The sequence below is a fragment of the Phaeobacter sp. 11ANDIMAR09 genome, from assembly GCF_001294455.1.
In the GTDB taxonomy this organism is placed as follows: domain Bacteria; phylum Pseudomonadota; class Alphaproteobacteria; order Rhodobacterales; family Rhodobacteraceae; genus Pseudophaeobacter.
Map to the genome: position 1 here is coordinate 15,574 of NZ_LIKT01000028.1, position 16,718 is coordinate 32,291.

At 56.9% G+C, this 16,718-nt stretch carries 16 protein-coding genes and 2 pseudogenes; 15 read left to right on the forward strand and 3 right to left on the reverse strand.

Annotated elements, in window-relative coordinates:
* Positions 1-16: 16 nt before the first annotated feature.
* Together AN476_RS18810 and AN476_RS18815 are read right to left on the reverse strand one after the other, a co-directional pair.
* A complete protein-coding gene (locus AN476_RS18810) occupies positions 17-868 on the reverse strand; it encodes a DMT family transporter (protein WP_054463324.1) in 852 nt (283 codons plus the stop codon).
* The gene (locus AN476_RS18815; protein ID WP_054463325.1) at positions 865-1,332 is read right to left on the reverse strand and encodes a hypothetical protein; all 468 of its coding nucleotides are present in this window, start codon (positions 1,330-1,332) and stop codon (positions 865-867) included. The genes AN476_RS18810 and AN476_RS18815 overlap by 4 nt, the downstream gene beginning before the upstream one ends.
* A gap of 71 nt (positions 1,333-1,403) precedes the next feature.
* Here AN476_RS18815 and AN476_RS18820 point away from each other — a divergent pair, with 71 nt between their 5' ends.
* Both AN476_RS18820 and AN476_RS18825 read left to right on the forward strand, forming a co-directional pair.
* Positions 1,404-2,111 carry a helix-turn-helix transcriptional regulator gene (locus tag AN476_RS18820; protein WP_083464400.1) on the forward strand — a complete coding sequence of 236 codons (708 nt, stop codon included), beginning with the start codon at positions 1,404-1,406 and terminating at the stop codon, positions 2,109-2,111.
* Between the two features lie 57 nt (positions 2,112-2,168).
* A complete protein-coding gene (locus AN476_RS18825) occupies positions 2,169-2,930 on the forward strand; it encodes an IS30 family transposase (protein ID WP_253279934.1) in 762 nt (253 codons plus the stop codon).
* 31 nt (positions 2,931-2,961) lie between these two features.
* On the opposite strand, the pseudogene AN476_RS18830 reads toward AN476_RS18825, so the two are convergent.
* Positions 2,962-3,246, reverse strand: a pseudogene (locus AN476_RS18830) (IS110 family transposase); the annotation flags it as partial.
* Positions 3,247-3,359: 113 nt separating this feature from the next.
* Between AN476_RS18830 and AN476_RS18835 the strand changes: the two are divergent.
* The 13 genes and pseudogenes from AN476_RS18835 to AN476_RS18900 all read left to right on the forward strand — a co-directional run.
* Positions 3,360-3,581, forward strand: a pseudogene (locus tag AN476_RS18835) (transposase); the annotation flags it as partial.
* A gap of 155 nt (positions 3,582-3,736) precedes the next feature.
* Complete coding sequence (locus AN476_RS18845; protein WP_083464401.1) at positions 3,737-4,990, forward strand: polysaccharide pyruvyl transferase family protein; 1,254 nt, start codon at positions 3,737-3,739, stop codon at positions 4,988-4,990.
* Positions 4,991-5,019: 29 nt separating this feature from the next.
* Positions 5,020-6,228 (forward strand): oligosaccharide flippase family protein, encoded by a 1,209-nt coding sequence (locus AN476_RS18850; RefSeq protein ID WP_256363958.1) that lies wholly within the window; start codon positions 5,020-5,022, stop codon positions 6,226-6,228.
* Complete coding sequence (locus AN476_RS18855; RefSeq protein ID WP_054463330.1) at positions 6,225-7,484, forward strand: Coenzyme F420 hydrogenase/dehydrogenase, beta subunit C-terminal domain; 1,260 nt, start codon at positions 6,225-6,227, stop codon at positions 7,482-7,484. The genes AN476_RS18850 and AN476_RS18855 overlap by 4 nt, the downstream gene beginning before the upstream one ends.
* On the forward strand, positions 7,481-8,458 hold the full coding sequence (locus AN476_RS18860; RefSeq protein ID WP_054463331.1) for an acyltransferase: 978 nt from the start codon (positions 7,481-7,483) through the stop codon (positions 8,456-8,458). The genes AN476_RS18855 and AN476_RS18860 overlap by 4 nt, the downstream gene beginning before the upstream one ends.
* Positions 8,459-8,830: 372 nt before the next feature.
* The gene (locus AN476_RS18865) at positions 8,831-9,769 is read left to right on the forward strand and encodes an O-antigen ligase (RefSeq protein WP_157063813.1); all 939 of its coding nucleotides are present in this window, start codon (positions 8,831-8,833) and stop codon (positions 9,767-9,769) included.
* Between the two features lie 22 nt (positions 9,770-9,791).
* Positions 9,792-10,730, forward strand: a complete 939-nt coding sequence (locus AN476_RS18870; protein ID WP_054463333.1) for a glycosyltransferase family 2 protein — start codon at positions 9,792-9,794, stop codon at positions 10,728-10,730.
* Positions 10,727-11,926, forward strand: coding sequence for a glycosyltransferase family 4 protein (locus AN476_RS18875; RefSeq protein ID WP_054463334.1), 1,200 nt, complete (start codon positions 10,727-10,729; stop codon positions 11,924-11,926). The genes AN476_RS18870 and AN476_RS18875 overlap by 4 nt, the downstream gene beginning before the upstream one ends.
* 143 nt (positions 11,927-12,069) lie before the next feature.
* Complete coding sequence (locus tag AN476_RS22555) at positions 12,070-12,537, forward strand: hypothetical protein (RefSeq protein ID WP_172684857.1); 468 nt, start codon at positions 12,070-12,072, stop codon at positions 12,535-12,537.
* Positions 12,538-12,566: 29 nt separating this feature from the next.
* Positions 12,567-13,109 carry a glycosyltransferase gene (locus AN476_RS18885; RefSeq protein WP_054463336.1) on the forward strand — a complete coding sequence of 181 codons (543 nt, stop codon included), beginning with the start codon at positions 12,567-12,569 and terminating at the stop codon, positions 13,107-13,109.
* Positions 13,106-13,948, forward strand: coding sequence for a glycosyltransferase family 2 protein (locus tag AN476_RS18890; protein ID WP_054463337.1), 843 nt, complete (start codon positions 13,106-13,108; stop codon positions 13,946-13,948). Before AN476_RS18885 ends, AN476_RS18890 begins: the two co-directional genes overlap by 4 nt.
* A 4-nt stretch (positions 13,949-13,952) precedes the next feature.
* Complete coding sequence (locus tag AN476_RS18895) at positions 13,953-16,013, forward strand: hypothetical protein (protein WP_054463338.1); 2,061 nt, start codon at positions 13,953-13,955, stop codon at positions 16,011-16,013.
* A gap of 26 nt (positions 16,014-16,039) precedes the next feature.
* Positions 16,040-16,684: a sugar transferase gene (locus tag AN476_RS18900; protein ID WP_054463339.1), complete on the forward strand. Its 645-nt coding sequence runs from the start codon at positions 16,040-16,042 to the stop codon at positions 16,682-16,684.
* Positions 16,685-16,718: the final 34 nt, after the last annotated feature.

Genomic DNA, 16,718 nt, shown 5'->3' on the forward strand with positions numbered 1-16,718 from the left:
ACCACCGTCATGGCCCTCATTTCTGATTTTTCGCGGCCATCAGAACCGCGACCAGAACCAACATGCCCCCTGCTATGGTGCGGACATGCGGCACTTCAGAAAGAACCAGAAATGCCAGCACCGGTGCAAGGGGTACTTCAAGCGTACTCAAAAGCGCGGTCTGACCAGATGGGACACGTTTCGCGCCTTCGGCGAGCGTGACCGAGGCGATGGCAAACACCAGGCCAAAGGCGCTTAGTATCAGGATTTCCGATAGCGGAATGCCAAACGGATTGCCCAAGCCAAACGCGACGGGCGCAAGCAACAGGGAAGACAAAGCAGCCGGTCCCGCGCCGGGCGTTGACGGAAACTTGCGATAGATGACCATCAGAATCGCCATGGCAAAGGCCATGCCAAAGGCCAGGAGATCACCGCGAAGGTTTATCCGCCCGAGCGATCCCGAGACGATAATTGCGACGCCTCCAAGCGCCAGAAGCGAGCCGAAAACAACCGTTTTGGACGCTTTCTCACCTACCCAGAGCCATGCAAGAAGCGCCGCCAGCATCGGGGCCGTGGCATAAATCATGGAAACGTTGGCGATTGTGGTCAGTTTGAACGCGGCTATGAAGGCTGCTGTGCCAAGCGCACCCACAATGGCAACTGCGATACCGCTGATCCCCATTTTCGCGAAGTTGTCGCGGACCTGCCCGCGATACCAGACCCATAGCGTCGTAAACCCGGCAGAGAACACGCCGCGCCAAAAGATGATGTCCCATGGTGCTGCTGACACACCTTTGGAAAACAGCCCGGCGGTGCTGAAGGTGATGGCGGAAACAACGACGAGCATGCCCCCCAACCCATATTGGGATTGCGTTGCCTGCGCAGTCATCCCTCTTGTCCCTTGCCAGCAATTGCAGTGCCATGGATGTCCTGCGCATCAGGCCGGTTCCAATACTTGTTTGGATTGTCTTTGTCGCCGGTGTACTTTGACCGTGTGCCCCAACACTCACTGATGCGTATTGTCGGCTCTTCATGTACATGGTTTGCGATGATGATCGCAAGTGTCTGTTCAAGAAGCTGTTTATCTGGTGCGATTGAAATCGTGATGTCCAATACGGACACGGATTGAATCGTCTGTTCGGCCCCCGCATGTGACCCGTCCAAGGCGCGAAACTGTTGTTCCCCTTCTGCTGACACATGCAGACAGCAGTCGTAATGCCCCTGTTTCAGCTCGACGCCCTCGCGCAACGCTGCAAGCAAAGGCTCTTTCCCCTGCATGGGTGTCTGGATCACCAGCACCCATTCTTTTTCAAGAAAAGCATCTTTCATATCCACTTCGGCCAACCCGACCATCTGTTTCCCCTTACTTGTTTTCTCGGGTCTAACAGTTGACGGATGCGGCATGCTTCGGATATTTCCGAAATATGCATGATGAACCTCCCATGTCGCGCGTGGGTGCTCTGATCGGTTCCCCGGCACGCGCATTGATACTGACCGAGCTTTTTGACGGCCGGGCGCTGACAGCCACCGAACTCGCCGGTGTTGCGAATGTTTCTCCCGCAACTGCGAGCGAGCATCTGAGCCTTTTGTTGTCGGGTGGATTGGTTACACGAGAGAAGAGTGGACGGCATAATTATTACCGTCTCGCATCGCCCGAAATCGCGAACGTTCTTGAACAACTGGCCGTGCAAACAGCAAACATCGACCCAGCCGCGAAACCCATCCGAAAAGCCCGAACGCCAATCCAGAATGCCCGAATGTGCTATGATCACATTGCCGGACGTCTAGGGGTTTCGATTGCAGATGCTTTGGTGAAAAGAGGCGCCTTGATCGCTCTGGACACGGATTATGAACTAACCCCAAAGGGTGAAGCGTTATTTGATGCCTGGGGGATCAACCCTGCTGATCTGAAACGGTCAAAACGCGTTTTCGCACGACAATGCCTGGATTGGAGCGAACGCCGCCATCATGTCTCAGGTACTGTAGGGGCTGCTCTTGCTAACCTCGCGTTCGACAAAGGCTGGATAACACGTGCCAAAGAGCGCCGAGTTCTGATCGTTACGCCGCTAGGGCAGCGAGAAATGAAGACCCATCTCGGCATTACGGTTGGTCAAAATGAAACAACGGTTTAGCGACCAGTTTCAGCTTTAGCGTACTATCCTGCCCTCTACTGGAACAGACCCCAACTGGTGCGTAATCCTGAGCTTCAGGACGCTGTGATTGATCGGCTCCAAGAAGGTTGGTCACCTGAACAGATTGCCGGTCGTTTAAAGCTTGAAGGCTACACGGCGACCGTCAGTCACGAAACCATTTATGCCTATATCTACAGCCCGGATGGTCAGTCACAAGCGTTGGCGCGTTATCTTCCTGAGCGCCGCAAAAAGAGAAAACCGCGCTATGCCCGAACACCGCGCGGTATGATGTTTCCTCTGGAGCGCTCTATCCACAACAGGCCTGATCACATCAAATCCCGCGAGACATTTGGAGAATGGGAGGGTGATTTGATGATCTTCCGGCGCGAGCACGGGAAAGCAAACGTCGCATCGTTGGTCGAACGAAAGACCCGATTTGCAGTTTTGTTCCGCAACAATGACCGCAGCTCGAAACACTTCATTGCGAAACTCATGAACGTGATGGAGCCCCTCCCCCAGTCCGCCAGGCAATCGATAACATTTGATCGAGGAATTGAGTTCTCAGGCTGGAGGAAGCTGGAAGCCGGGATTGGAACGAGTGCATGGTTCTGTGATCCGCAGGCCCCCTGGCAGAAAGGGTCCGTTGAAAACTTGAACAAACGAGCACGAAGGTACTTGCCCCGCGACACCCCAATCGCTGCACTCTCAAACCGCGATATGAAGGCGATTTGTGACCGCCTGAATGGCACCCCCAGAAAGTGCCTTGGATGGCGAACACCAACAGAGGCATTCGCCGAAGAACTTAGAAAACTAGGATAGAGAAATGTCGCAACCTAACTTGAGTTCACACGTTTGCATCGGTCTTGTTCAACGTCTCGCCCAAAATCTTCTGTGCATGCCTCGCCTCGATGCAAATTGCCGGAAGCCCTTCCGCCTTCAAGGCATGAAAGAACCAAGTGCCAAGAGGACCAGTTTCAAAAACGACTCTCAGGGGTTCGTGTGCGTGTTTGCGAACTGTCTTTGCAATAACCTCTGGATCAGAGGGGCATTTCCCGCGCCATATTCTTTTGCCGTCTTCCCGGATCGCAATCGCGGTATCCTTCAACGAAACGTCAAGCCCTATATGTTGGCCCATTTTCAATCTCCATTTGTTGCTCCGAACAAGACCCTTTCGGATCACGCTCTGAACATACCGAAGAAAAAACATTCGGATGCCATGGCAGAACGCCGACGAGACAGAGCGATTACCCCATGTTCTGTGATCCCTCCTCACCCTGGCAAAAAGGCACTGTCGAGAATACCAACCGACGCGCCAGACGCTGGCTGCCCCGCAAACGTGACATCAGAGCGATGACCGATCACGACATGAAGCAGATCTGCGACCGCCTGAACAATACGCCCCGCAAATGCCTCGGATGGAAGACACCGGCCGAAGTCTTCCAAGAAAAGATGTTGGAGGAAATGCGATGACCACCCTACCCTGAGGCCAACAAGAGTCGCACATGCGCTTAAACTGTACTTACGGATAGCTCATGCTTACGTTTGCGCACTAAACCTCAACGGTTGCGCCCAAGACATTTCACTCAGCTTAGACTTACAGTTCTCTAAAACTTTAGAGGATTAACATGATTACACTTTTAAATGCCGCTCCCGACACTGGAAACCAGGGCGTAAGTGCCCTCTGCCATGCGACCGTTTCAGGTCTGTCACGCCGAGGCGCGTCAAATATTACGGTCGCGGACCATGGGCGCGGTTTACGTCAGGCGGATTGGGGCTATGCGACGGTCAACCTTGTTGGCCTCACTCATAACCGCCGCCTCTGGCGCGGAGATAATCTGCGTGCGGCACATGTTTGGACGCGAGCAGGTGGAGGTCCGAACACGCCCGCACGAACGGTTGCAAGATCTCGCGCAGTTCTTGATATCTCTGGCGGGGACAGTTTCACGGATGTTTACGGTCCCAAGCGGTTCCGCGCCATGATCCTTACCAAGCGATTGGCTCTAAACGCCGGTGTGCCACTCATCCTTTTACCGCAGAAACTCGGGCCCTTCTCCAACCCGGCCTTTAAAGCAGAAGCCGTCGCAATTCTGCGTGCGGCCACTGCCGTCTGGGTACGAGACACTCTCAGCTTTGACTTTCTTCGCGAAGCATTGGGAGCTGACTTCGATCCAAACCGGCACCGTCTGGGTGTCGACGTCGCGGTGGCTTTGCCCAAGGCACGACCAAATAAGTTGCAATCTTCGGCCTCAAGTTGGTTCAGAGCGCCCCGAGACTTCCCCCTGGCGGGACTGAATGTCTCCGGTCTTCTGTGCAATGACAAGGAGGCGGCCCGTCAGAATTTTGGCTTGAGAGATTTTCATACCAACCAGACCGATGCCCTGGCGCAAGAGTTGCTAAAACAAAATCCGGATCTTCGCTTGTTGCTAATTTCTCATGTGCATCGCCCCGGCGGTGACGTAGAAAGTGATCTGGACGCAGCGCGGGGTCTACAGGCACGGCTTGGTGCCTTGGGAGAGGGCCGTGTTTTGGTCCTGGAAGACCAGCTGAACGCAATGGAATTGAAATGGGTGCTGTCCCGGCTGGACTGGTTTGCCGGAGCGCGAATGCATGCAACAATTGGTGCGTTTTCCTCCGGGGTGCCAACCCTCGGGTTAGGCTACACGGACAAGGCACAAGGGGTGTTTGACGAGTGCGGCATTGGCGAAGAAGTTGTGGATCTTCGCTCTGCCAATGCCCGCCGGCTGGCCGAAAGAGCTGCGGCTTCTTTTTCCAATCGGTGCAATCTCAAGGCTGATCTTGCCAGCCGTATTGAGGGGATCAAAGCACGAGCCAACCATGAGATGAGTGTGATTGCCCGCCAGGCAGGCATTGCATGCTGATCGCAGCGCGGGCTTCATCCGGGAAAACGATGGTATGGATAATACCAATCCTTGCAGAGGCAGCTGCGCTAGGCCGCTCAGTGGTTTTTGCCTGGGTTCTCGGGCCAAGCGAGTTGGGCCAAGCAATGATCCTGGCCCTGACCGTTAGGCTTGCGGAAATGGCAAGTGACGTGGGTGTGGACCGGCTGATACTGCAAGCCGAGGATGGTGGCTCTTGCGGCTTTCAGTCCAAAATGCACGGCGTCACCATCGCAAGAGGGCTGATTGCGGCTCTGGTCCTGCTTGCCGCAGCACCTATCCTTTCCGCAGTGTTCACGGATGGTCCATCGCCTGCATCATACGCATGGCTGGCGGCTATTCTGGCGCTGCGCGGGATGGTACATCTGGACTTTCGCCGCAGTGAGCGCCTGTTCCGCTACAAGCGGATGGCGTTGATCGAAGGCGGTGCAACCGTTGCCATGATCATTTGCGTAGTACCAGCCGCAGTGATTTTCGCAGACCATCGGGCGATGCCGGCTGTGCTGATCGCGCATGCGGCCGTATATGCTGTCCTCTCTCATCTCGTGGCCACAAGGCGGTATCGCGTTCGATTTTCCGTCAGCGCCTTTTTGCGGGTCTGGCGCTTTGGCGCACCGTTGATTTCGAATGCCGTGCTTCTGTTTGTGATCTTCTATGCAGATCGGCTGATCGTGTCCAAGGCCTATGACTGGGCCACCCTGGCCGTATATGGCGTGGCCCTGCAACTGGCTTTGCTGCCTGCACAGATTACAGGTCGGGCCGCCGCATCCTTGGTCCTACCAAGACTTCGGATTGCCATCCGCCGCAATGCTCTGGCCTTGACCTGGCAGCCTGTATTTACACTGCATGTCTTGCTCGCCACCTCCATGACGGCGGGGTTTGTCCTGCTATCTCCCTCTTTCATTGCATTTGTCTATGGCTCGGGCTTTCGGCCAGATGCCGCACTGGTATTGGCGCTAGGAGGCGCTGCCGGGTTCCGCATTCTTAGAACCCCCTATTCGCAGCTGGCCATCGCAACCGGGCGCACCGGGGATCCGGCAAGGGCAAATCTGGTGCGGGCTCTGGCCCTCATCCCTGCGGCGGTTTTTGCAGTTGTCGGCCTTCCGCTTGCGGCAATCGCCGCCGCGGCTGCTCTTGGAGAAGCCGGAGCATCGTTGCGCGCATATCTACTTGCTCGTCCCACGTTCAGCACTTCAGAAAAAGAGGAGGTTTTCGCATGAACACCGACCCAATTACCGCGATTGTTGCAGGTAACATGTGCACCGGCTGCGGTGCCTGTGCCGGGGCCTTCCCCAACGCGATCCGTATGATTGAGGATCCGGTGCACGGGCGGCGGCCTGTGGTAGAAAACACCGGCGCGGGACGACAGGCTGCCAAATCGGCGCTGGCGGTTTGTGCCGGGGTGTCCAGCGATTGGTCCGATTTGCAACTTGAGGACAGGATCGACGCAGATTGGGGGCCTGTTTTAGGCGCTTGGGAGGCATGGGCTAGCGACCCGGAGATCCGCCGCCAAGGGTCTTCGGGGGGGGCGGTGACAGCCTTGGCCTGCCACGCGTTGTCGGCAGGCACAGCCGACGGAGTGGCCCATATCGCAGCACGGCGGGATGACCCGCGTTTGAATGAGGCCGTGATCAGCAAGAACCGCGAGGGGCTGATGCGGGGCACCGGGTCACGCTATGCCCAGGCAAGCCCGGCCGAAACACTGGGCAAAATCGCCCGCCAGAACGACCAGGTCGTATTTATTGGAAAACCATGCGATGTCGCGTCAGCGCATCAAGCTATGCGATCGCAGGCTGATCTCGCGGCCAAAATTCCGCTTACGATCGCGATTTTCTGCGCCGGAGCTCCAAACCTGAAGGCGACAGAGCGGCTGTTGGACAGGCTGGAGGTTCCCAAGAACGCGAATGTGGTGGACTTGCGTTATCGCGGGAATGGCTGGCCAGGCATGATGCAGGCCATGTGGAAGGACCCGCAAGGCATCTTGCATAAGAGCAAGAACATTACTTATGCCGAAGGCTGGGGTAAGTACCTGCAATCAGAACGTCGCTGGCGCTGCCGGATTTGCTCGGATCATACGGGCGCCTTTGCGGATATTTCGGTTGGGGATCCCTGGCACGCCCCTCCGTCTGGCGAACAGGACAAGGGGCGTTCGCTTGTCATTGCCAGAACCAAGCGGGGAAAAGAGTTTATCGAGGCGGCCATACGAGGCAAAGCACTCGTGGCAGTACCAAGACCTCGCGATGTGATCGCGCAGGCCCAACCCAATCTGAAAAATACGCATGGGGCTGTCTGGGGCCGCTCTCTGGCCATACGGGCCGTGGGGCTGCGAGCGCCCAGAACCTTGGGCCAGCCGCTCTTTTCCTTGTGGATGGGTCTGCCCCTGAAACAGAAAATCCAATCAGTTCTTGGCACCTGGAAACGCATATTGCGCGAGCGCCTGTGGCGCAAAGTGATTATCTCGGACATTCAGAAATGAAGCTGGCGGTCCTCCTTTCCACAGGGCGGACGTCCAATCTGGATGTCCTGAGGCTGGGTCTGGCCGGTTGTGTCATTGTCAGTCATGCGTGGCCCCTCGCACTTGGTCCCAGCACTGCAGAGCCACTGGCGCAGCTCACGGGCCGATCACTTGGCGGTTGGGCCGTGCTGTTGTTTTTCTTTCTGTCCGGCCTGCTGGTAACGGGAAGCGCTGAGCGCAAGACGATGTCGGCCTTCTGGCAAGCACGCGCCAAACGGATTTTCCCCGGATTAGGAGCAGCTTTGCTCGTCACGTTGGCGCTGGCATACGCCAGCGGAGCCGTGCCACAGGCGGATCAAGCTGTCGTTTGGTTCCTGCGCGCATTTACTCTGATGTCGATCGAACATCAGATTCCGGGTGCCTTTGCAGAGAACCCTTATCCCGGTGTTGTGAACGGCCCGCTGTGGAGCTTGTTTCATGAAGTAGCAGCCTATGTCCTCTGTGTCCTTCTCGTCCGCTCTGGCCTTGCCCGCCATGTGCTGGCTGTTGCGGGGCTTACGCTGGCCGCCGGAGCCGCAACCTGGTGGAGCGGGTATCTGGCCGGGCGCCTCGCGGTGTTCATCCCCTTGCTCTATGCCTTTCTGCTGGGCATGGCTGCCTACCGCCTGCGCCATATCATCAAGGTGAGACCTGCGCTTGTTGCCGTAGCTGGCCTGGCCGCTCTGGGTCTGCCCGGCGCTTTGTCCATTGGGGCTGTGTGCCTTGCAACGCTGGGAGCTGCACTCTGCCTGCCGCAGATTAAGCTGCATGCAGATTATTCCTATGGTCTCTATATCTATGGCTGGCCGGTTACGCAGTTTGCGATCCATCTGTTGCCGGGCACGGGGCCGGTTGCCTTGGCCATCCTCAGCCTTGCTGCAACATTTCCTTTTGCCGTTTTAAGTTGGCACCTGGTCGAAGCGCCAATGATGTCGCGTCGACCTGTGCAGGTGTAAATCATGGTGGCAAGGGTTTCATCATCACGCGGGATAATGGGCGTTCCAACTGCGATTGCAGTCTTTTTCCTAGCGGTCATGCTGCCTACAGCTGTCTCTCTCAACCTTGGAGGTCTCCGGCTTTCTGCCTACCGGGTTGTTCTGATTGTTCTCTTCCTGCCGATGCTTGTGCAGCTATTGTCAGGGCAAAGAGGCCGGATCACCATTTTTGACATCTTGCTCCTTTTGCACTGCACTTGGGCCGTTATTGCGTTGATCAAATGGGGTGGGCTTGGGCAAGGAATTGAGTCCGGCGGCATCTATTTTGTAGAATGCGCCGGGGCCTATCTGGTCGGCCGATTGTACATTAGGTCCTATGAGGACTTTGCCGCAGTGGCACAGGCCTATGTCGCCGTTGTGGTCGCCACGCTTTTTTTTACGATCCCCGAAGCGCTGACCGGCATTCACATTCTTCACGACAGCATCTCAGGTGCATTCGGAGGTGCGCGGGCGCCGTTCATTGAACCGCGAATGGGTATCGAACGCACCTTTGGTCCCTTCGATCACCCTATCCTCTACGGGGTGTTCTGCGCTTCGGCTTTCTCGCTTGCTTACTTTGTGGTTGCTGAGCGGAGGTTCAGCAATCTGAGGGGCATGGCCAAGGTGTTTGGTGTTGGCCTTGCAACCTTTATGTCCGCATCAGGCGGCCCTTATCTGGTCCTGATGATGCAAGGCTTTGTTGCCCTCTGGGAGCGCGCATTCAGCCGCGTGCAAGGCCGCTGGGCCGCGCTCTTTTCACTGATGGCACTCGCCTATATTGCGATTGATCTGTTCTCAACAAAAACACCCTTCCACGTGTTCGTGAACAATTTCACCTTTTCCAAACAATCCGCCTACAACCGAATTCTACTGTTTGAATATGGCACAGCCGAAGTCGCCAGACATCCCGTTTTTGGAATTGGTCTGGGAGATTGGGAGCGCCCAGCATGGATGTCGGACAGCATGGACAACTTCTGGCTGGTGACTGCTGTGCGCTACGGGCTGCCTGCGTTCTTCCTATTGGTCGCAATGTTGCTTGGACTGATTTGGGCCGCAGGACAGCGCAAGAGTTTACCAACGGAATGGCGCCGGGCCCGGCATGCCTGGGCTTTTACCCTATTCGGGATCAGCGTTGCCGCGGCAACGGTCCATCTTTGGAACGCCCTGTTTGTCTTGTTCTTCTTCCTAATCGGTGCGGGCGCCTGGCTGCAGGACGCGCGCCCTGGGAAAACCAGACTACCACTTCATACCCCCCCTGCGGTCTCCAGAGTACGACCGCAGCGCTTGCTTTAACCCTTTCAGGAAGGCCACGACTATGGATCTCTCAATTGTCATCGTGAACTGGAATACCCGGGATATGCTTCGAGATTGTTTGCAGTCCGTTGATGCCGGGAAGGGCTCTTTGAAGCTTGAAGTCTTTGTTGTTGATAATGCATCCAGCGATGCCTCCGCAGAAATGGTCCGTGCAGAGTTTCCCCACGTTCACCTCATTGAAAACAAAAAGAACCTCGGCTTTGCTGCGGGTAACAATGTCGCCCTAAAGAAAGCCGTGGGCCGGTTTGTTATGTTGCTGAATACCGACACGCTGGTGCATGGCAATGTTCTATCCGAAGCGGTTGCATGGCTGGACACACATCCAGACGTCGGTGTAATCGGCCCGCGGGTTCTGAATTCGGATGGCTCAGTTCAGCCCTCTTGCAGCGCTTTTCCGTCATTGAAGTTCCTGACGATGCAGGTGTTTGGCCTGACTAAAATTGCGCGGCTGGACAAGTACAGAATGACCGGCTGGGACCGTTCGTCAGAGCGGAAAGTAGATGTGATCTCAGGCTCCGCAATGTTTGTTCGGCGCACTGCGATGGATGACGTCGGTCTCTTGGACGAGGCATTTTTCTTCTACGGTGAAGAAACCGATTGGTGCCACCGTTTTGGCCGCGCAGGTTGGAAGCTTGTCTTTGTCCCAATCCCGGAAGTGACGCATTTTGGCGGCGGTGCTGTCGGCAAGCTCAATCACAAGCGGGATGTCATGATGACGGAAGGTACAACCCGGTTGCACCGGAAACATAGTGGGCTTGTAGCGGGGATCATCTGCTTTGCGATCCTGTGCCTTCACAATCTGTCCAGAGCCGCGTTTTGGTCTCTGTTGAGCCTTGCAAACCGAAAAGGTGCAAAGGACCGCGCCCGCCATTTCCTCTCCGTGGTAGCGGACCTGCGGAAAGCCTGGCCTGCCAACAAGCAACAGGCGGTGCGGTCATGAAGGTTCTTTTGATTGCCCCGAATATTGACGCCACTGATGTAGGAGAAGCCTTTGTTGCCTTCAAATGGGCCCAGGCCTTATCGTCCCGTACAGATCTGACCGTTTTGGCCTTTCAAAGGCCGGGACGCCAAAGCCTGGCGGCTCAATTGCCGGGTGCAAGGGTCGTGACCTGGCCCGAGCCGTCGTGGGCTCTGAAACATGAACGCCTCAATGCTATGCTCAAACCCGCTTGGCCTGTCTTTGCTCGCAAAGTGCGCAACTGGATTGCCTCCGCTTGCAACGCTGGAGAACGCTTTGACATCGCCCATCAGCTAATGCCGCAAGCAGCCCGCTATGCATCACCACTACGTCATTTCGCCATACCATACATCGTTGGACCACTAGGGGGCGCGCTCGATACACCAGCCGCCTTTCAAGCCGAAGCTGCCAGCGCACCTTTGTTTACCCGCCTCCGGAAACTTGATGCGTTTCGCTTTCGCAATGACCCCTGGTTGCGCGCAAGCTACGCGCGGGCGGCCTGTGTGCTGGGTGTCGCCCCATACGTTCAAAACGTCCTCGGAGATATTCCGCTAAAGCGGTTCGAGCCTGTACTCGAGCTTGGAACCGACGACGTGGAGCCACAACGGATGCGAGATCAGGAGCCTGGCCACCTTAGCTTGTTGCATGTGGGGCGTGCGGTGCGCACCAAGGGGCTACGGGACGCGGTGCGGGCGCTTGCGCATCTGAAGGATCTGCCGAATGTCACCTTAACCAGCGCAGGAGCCGGAGAAGAGCTGGAAGTGTGCCGCGCGGAAGCTGACCGGCTGGGTGTTGCGGACCGCGTCCGGTTTCTAGGCAAGGTCTCGAGGGAAGAGGTTGAGCACCTCTACGCCACCCATGATGTCTTTTGCTTCCCTTCCTTTCGCGAGCCAGCCGGAGGCGTGCTGTATGAAGCGATGCGTCATGGCTTGCCAGTGATAACGGCCGACAGAGGTGGTCCAGGCTGGATCGTAGATGATGGCTGTGGGATCCGGATCCCTGTTACCACACCGAAAGAATTTGCGACTGAAATCGCATCAGCCGCGAGACGGCTTGCAGCTTCGCCATCAGCCCGCAACACGCTTGGTACGAACGCAAGAAGCAAAGTTCTTCTTGAGGGGCAATGGGACGCAAAGGCTGCTCGGTTAGTTCATCTGTATAAAGACGTACTGACATAGCAGAAAGAAACAGATTGTACCCAAGAGTATAGTTCGACCTCACCCTATTACTCAAAGAGGAGTTCTTTTTACAATTTAAGTCAAATAGTTGCTGGATGCTATGGTGGTCTCAAGAACGAATTGAAAAACTTGGGAGCTCCGAAATGCATAGACCTAACCACTCGCGCCCCGTTGTCCTCGCTGTCTCGTCTGGCGGGGGCCACTGGGTTCAGTTGCAGCATCTTTCTCCAGCCTTCGATGGCGCAGAAGTACACTATGCAACAACGGACTCTTCAGCGGTTGAAAACGCTGGCACGAACCACGTGCATGTCTATCCCGATGCGAACAAGGACACCCCCCTTCGGCTGATCGCATGTGTGCTTCGCTTGGCCTGGCTGGTCCTGCGCATTCGACCAGATGCAGTTGTGTCAACGGGTGCTGCAGGCGGCTTTGTCGCCATCCGGCTGGCCAGAATGCTTGGCGCGCGAACCATGTTTATCGATTCAATTGCAAACGCTCGGAAGCTGTCGATTTCGGCAGGCCTTTCTCTCGGGGTTGCCGACCGAGTGCTGTCTCAATGGCCCGAGGTCGCCAAAGAAACTGGCGCGGAATACCAGGGGGCTTTGATCTGAACACGTTTCAATAAAGTGAGGTTTCAGCAATGATTTTTGCTACTGTAGGCACACAGTTGCCATTCGATCGCATGCTTACGAGTTTGGACAACTGGGCGGCGCACAATCCAAACATTCCAGTCTTCGCCCAGACGGGCAGCAGTTCCGGTTCTTTTCCTCATCTTAAAACAGTCTCCAGTCTTAGCCAGGTTGAATTTGGAGACTATTTCGAACGGGCACGGCTGGTTGTAGCGCATGCAGGAATGGGCACCATTCTTTCGGCTGCTGAAGTTGGCAAACCTCTTATCCTGATGCCCCGCAGGCTGAAGTTCAACGAACATCGCACGGATCATCAGCATGACACCGCCCAGGAAATGGCGAGACTGCCTAATGTCACTGTCGTGCAGGATGGTGTGGCCCTTCGTGAAGAGTTGGACCGGGCCTTGAACTGCAACTTCGAATTGCGCCCCTCCACGACCTCCAATGAAGCGCCCGAATTGGAGCAGCTCTTGCGTGCAATCCGGGATTTCGTCTGGAACCGGCCAACTCAGTTGCACTCAACCGAATCCGCAGATCAAAGCGGTGCCGCATGAGGAAGGCGACAATCCTTATTCCCGCGCATAATGAGGAAGCGGTCATCGCGCGTACTCTTTGGTATCTTGCCAAAGGACTCCGGCTTGATGACTTCCGCGTTGTTGTCATTGCCAACGGATGTTCCGATGCGACGGCGGCCCGGGTGCGCGCAGTCATGCCGCATGCAGAGGTCATCGAGACGGAGCGCCGCGGGAAATGCCATGCTCTGAACCTCGGGTTTAAAGCCTCCTGCAAGTCAGCGCCAATCGTCTGCCTTGATGCAGATCTGGATGTGACCTCAGAATCGCTGGCAGCATTGCTGGCACCACTGAACAGCGGAACTGCCCTGGCCTCTTGCGGCAAGATGGAGGTCATAACGTCTGAATCCTCTGCCGCCGTACGTGCTTTCTATCATGGATGGCGGTCAAACCCATATTTCAGTCAGGGCAAATTCGGAGGCCTGTTTGCGCTTTCGCCGGAAGGCGCTGCACGTGTGTTTCCTCTGCCCGAAATCATTGGTGACGACGAATACATCCGCCGGAGTTTCGACCAACGGGAAGTTGCCTTTGTGCCGGATTGCCGCTTTTCGGCTCGGGCCCCCGTTGGGCTTCCCGAGCTTATCAGGGTCAGACGTCGCAGCATCAGAGGGGCGAAGCAGGTCACCGGCCTTGGCAAGCCCAGCCCAGAGCGCAAGAGCATCGCAATAATGCTGCGTCGCGCATTGGTCTCCCGCACGGACACTTTGCCCATCGCCTTCTATTTGCTTGTAATGAGCTGGGTGCGGCTGTGCCTGATGTTTGAAGGCCAAGCCACTCACCTGCGTTGGGAACGCGATCTTTCTTCGCGCGCCGCTGGGTGACGGAATGGCTTTAACCGCACCCGCCGCCCCGCAAGTACATCAGCAACAGAACCCGGTCGTTGCAGAGGTCGAAGCCCCCGAACCAAATCCGGTTCACAGCGTCATTCGGATTATGAGAGGGCGCTGGAAGCAAACCTGCGGCAAGGCGTTGCTGCTGGGATCCGCGATGGCCGTCTTCGGCTTTCTCGCCGGTGTGAAACTGTATGAATCGCAGGCCATTCTTCGGGTTTTCCCCCAGGAATCCAACATCCTATACGCCACCGGCGACAGTTCGGTTCTCAAGACTTTCGATAGCTTTGTTAAGGCGGAAACCACCTATGTGGCGTCCCCGCCGGTCATGTTGCGCGCCGCTCAAACGCTTTCGTCCCAGCTGCCCGAAAATGCCGATCCCATAAGCCAGTCCAACCTGTCCGCCTCGATCGAAATCAGACGGTCCGACAGCTTGATCGTTCTGAAAACCAAAAGCCAGATTGCGGAATTCGCGCAGGACAAACTGGATGCCGTCGTTAATTCATACCTTCAACTGAAGACCGAGGCCGAAGCCGCACGATCAGAGGTGCGCCTGTCCGAACTGCGCATTCGGGAAGAGGAACTTGCGCTGCGCCTCACCAAGCTTAGGGCAACCCAGCTTGAGGTCGGCGGTGAGTTCGGCAGAAACGCGATAACAAAAGCCCATATCGAAAAGCTCGCCAAGATTGACAGGCTGGCGGCCCGCAAGGCCGAAGTCGCAGCCACACTTGCGGCGCTGGAAGCCAACAGCGGTGGCGCGTCCGCTGATACCTCTGACGAGGAAATCATGCGGGCGACGCTTTTGGATCGGGCGATGGCCGATCTCAACTTCGAGCGCGCCAAACTGATGAGCGAACTGGCCGCCCTGCAAGCTGGCTACAACGGTCAAAGCAACATTCGCTTCCAGCTCAAGGAAGAGGCCCTGCGTGATGAAATCAATGTCATTGCAACAGCCCTGGCCGACCGGCGCGAACAAATCAAAGTTCTGGGCCAGACCGGCGCGCTGACAAATGCTTCGGCAGAAGGGGACGACACCAGCATTCCCGAAATCCGCAGTTTGTATTCAAAGGTCGAGCGCCAGCTGGAAGAGGCCCGGCTTGACGCACGGGACCTGAACCGTCGACGTATCGAACTGGACCAGGTCGAACATGACATCAATGAAGCACAGGATCTGTTAGCGGAAACGCGTCGGGCGCTTGAGGTGATCAGGCTGGAATCCGGGCGCTCGCTCCCCGGTTACGCCGTTCTGATGTCACCCGCTTCGATGCCTCTCAATCCAGCAAGCGACAGCCGCAAGATGCTAGCGGCCTCTGGTCTTGCTGGTGGGGCTGGTCTGGCGCTGATGATGTCTCTCATCCTTGGTTTCAAGGACGGACGGCTGCGGTTTGCAGAGAGCCTCACCCCCGTCAAGCACCGCTTGCCGGTATTGCAGGTCTCTGCAGCTGAAGACGCGGACCGGCACGCTGCAGATCTGCTGCGCAACGAATTGCAATTGCACCCGCTGCGCAAACCGCGACTGGTTGGAAAGGCGCCGGTCATCGCTGTGACCCGAGCCGGGTCAGGGTCGACCATCGAACTGGCCCGCGCCCTTGCCGAAAGCTATGCCCGCGCGCGCATGAGCACGCTGATCATAGAAGCGGATATCGCTCAGGCCTCTCAATCGGCGTCCGCAAACCGCTGGCGAAGCTTTTTGTCCGGAGATTTCCCTGAGGTCATTGTCGAGAAAGGCAAAGCAGGCGTCTGGGAATTGCCGGACGGGCCAAAGAACAATCTCAATGACACCTCCGTTTCGGCGCCGATGGTGCGCCACGCCATCACGGAACTGGTGCGCTCTGTCGACATCATTGTGATTTCGGCGGGCAGCCTGTCCGACCGCCTGTCCAGTCAATTTGTTCTGTCCGCGTCTGACGTTGGCGTTCTCGCCATGACGCCCACCGACCCCAAAGATGCGGTTTTCGCCCAAATCGAGCGGTTGGACGGCCTGCCCCGCCATGGGGGTGTGGCCGTCATGCGCAAGGCCCTGCCCGGCGACCCGTGGCTGGCCGTTCCCACCTGAGTTTGTTGTTTATTCGGAGATTGCCAATGACGATGTCATCAATTGAAACCTCGAAACAAGCCCGCGCCTGGATTGGTGTGAGCCCAAAACGCCTTCTCGATCTTACCCTTTCCCTGGCAGCCTTGGCTGTCGCCTGGCCGCTGATCGTTCTGACCGCGGCGGCTGTCGCCTTGAGCTCCCGCGGCCCCGTCTTCTTTGTACAGAGGCGGGTCGGCTTGGACGGCAACCCGTTCAACATGATCAAGTTCCGGTCCATGCTCCAGGATGCGGAAGCGAACAGAGAGCAGCTTGCGGAGCTAAGCGACCGCGAAGGATTGTGCCTGAAGATCAAACACGACCCCCGGATCACCCGTGTCGGCCGGTTTCTCCGCCGCTGGTCCCTGGATGAGCTGCCGCAGCTCTTCAATGTAATCAAAGGCGACATGTCCCTGGTCGGGCCGCGCCCTGCTCTGATCGAGGAGGGCGCAGAGTACCCGGAGCGGGCGCATCTCCGCCACCGCGTTCTGCCTGGCATTACGGGGCTTTGGCAGGTCTCGGGGCGCGCCGAAGTCGGGTTCGAGGAAATGATCGACTTGGACCTGGCCTATGTCCGCAATTATAACCTCAGGACTGACATTACCATCCTGTTTCGGACTTTCCGCGCCGTTTGGGATGGCAGGGGCGCCTATTGATGAGGGCCCGCAGCCCTAAGGCGACAGCTCTGCG

What these genes read in the sequence shown, in the direction of transcription:
- AN476_RS18810 (WP_054463324.1), bottom strand. Translation starts at nt 868, where the DNA reads ATGACTGCGCAGGCAACGCAATCCCAATATGGGTTGGGGGGCATGCTC.
- AN476_RS18815 (WP_054463325.1), bottom strand. Translation starts at nt 1,332, where the DNA reads ATGGTCGGGTTGGCCGAAGTGGATATGAAAGATGCTTTTCTTGAAAAA.
- AN476_RS18820 (WP_083464400.1), top strand. Translation starts at nt 1,404, where the DNA reads ATGCATGATGAACCTCCCATGTCGCGCGTGGGTGCTCTGATCGGTTCC.
- AN476_RS18845 (WP_083464401.1), top strand. Translation starts at nt 3,737, where the DNA reads ATGATTACACTTTTAAATGCCGCTCCCGACACTGGAAACCAGGGCGTA.
- AN476_RS18850 (WP_256363958.1), top strand. Translation starts at nt 5,020, where the DNA reads ATGGTATGGATAATACCAATCCTTGCAGAGGCAGCTGCGCTAGGCCGC.
- AN476_RS18855 (WP_054463330.1), top strand. Translation starts at nt 6,225, where the DNA reads ATGAACACCGACCCAATTACCGCGATTGTTGCAGGTAACATGTGCACC.
- AN476_RS18860 (WP_054463331.1), top strand. Translation starts at nt 7,481, where the DNA reads ATGAAGCTGGCGGTCCTCCTTTCCACAGGGCGGACGTCCAATCTGGAT.
- AN476_RS18870 (WP_054463333.1), top strand. Translation starts at nt 9,792, where the DNA reads ATGGATCTCTCAATTGTCATCGTGAACTGGAATACCCGGGATATGCTT.
- AN476_RS18875 (WP_054463334.1), top strand. Translation starts at nt 10,727, where the DNA reads ATGAAGGTTCTTTTGATTGCCCCGAATATTGACGCCACTGATGTAGGA.
- AN476_RS22555 (WP_172684857.1), top strand. Translation starts at nt 12,070, where the DNA reads ATGCATAGACCTAACCACTCGCGCCCCGTTGTCCTCGCTGTCTCGTCT.
- AN476_RS18885 (WP_054463336.1), top strand. Translation starts at nt 12,567, where the DNA reads ATGATTTTTGCTACTGTAGGCACACAGTTGCCATTCGATCGCATGCTT.
- AN476_RS18890 (WP_054463337.1), top strand. Translation starts at nt 13,106, where the DNA reads ATGAGGAAGGCGACAATCCTTATTCCCGCGCATAATGAGGAAGCGGTC.
- AN476_RS18895 (WP_054463338.1), top strand. Translation starts at nt 13,953, where the DNA reads ATGGCTTTAACCGCACCCGCCGCCCCGCAAGTACATCAGCAACAGAAC.
- AN476_RS18900 (WP_054463339.1), top strand. Translation starts at nt 16,040, where the DNA reads ATGACGATGTCATCAATTGAAACCTCGAAACAAGCCCGCGCCTGGATT.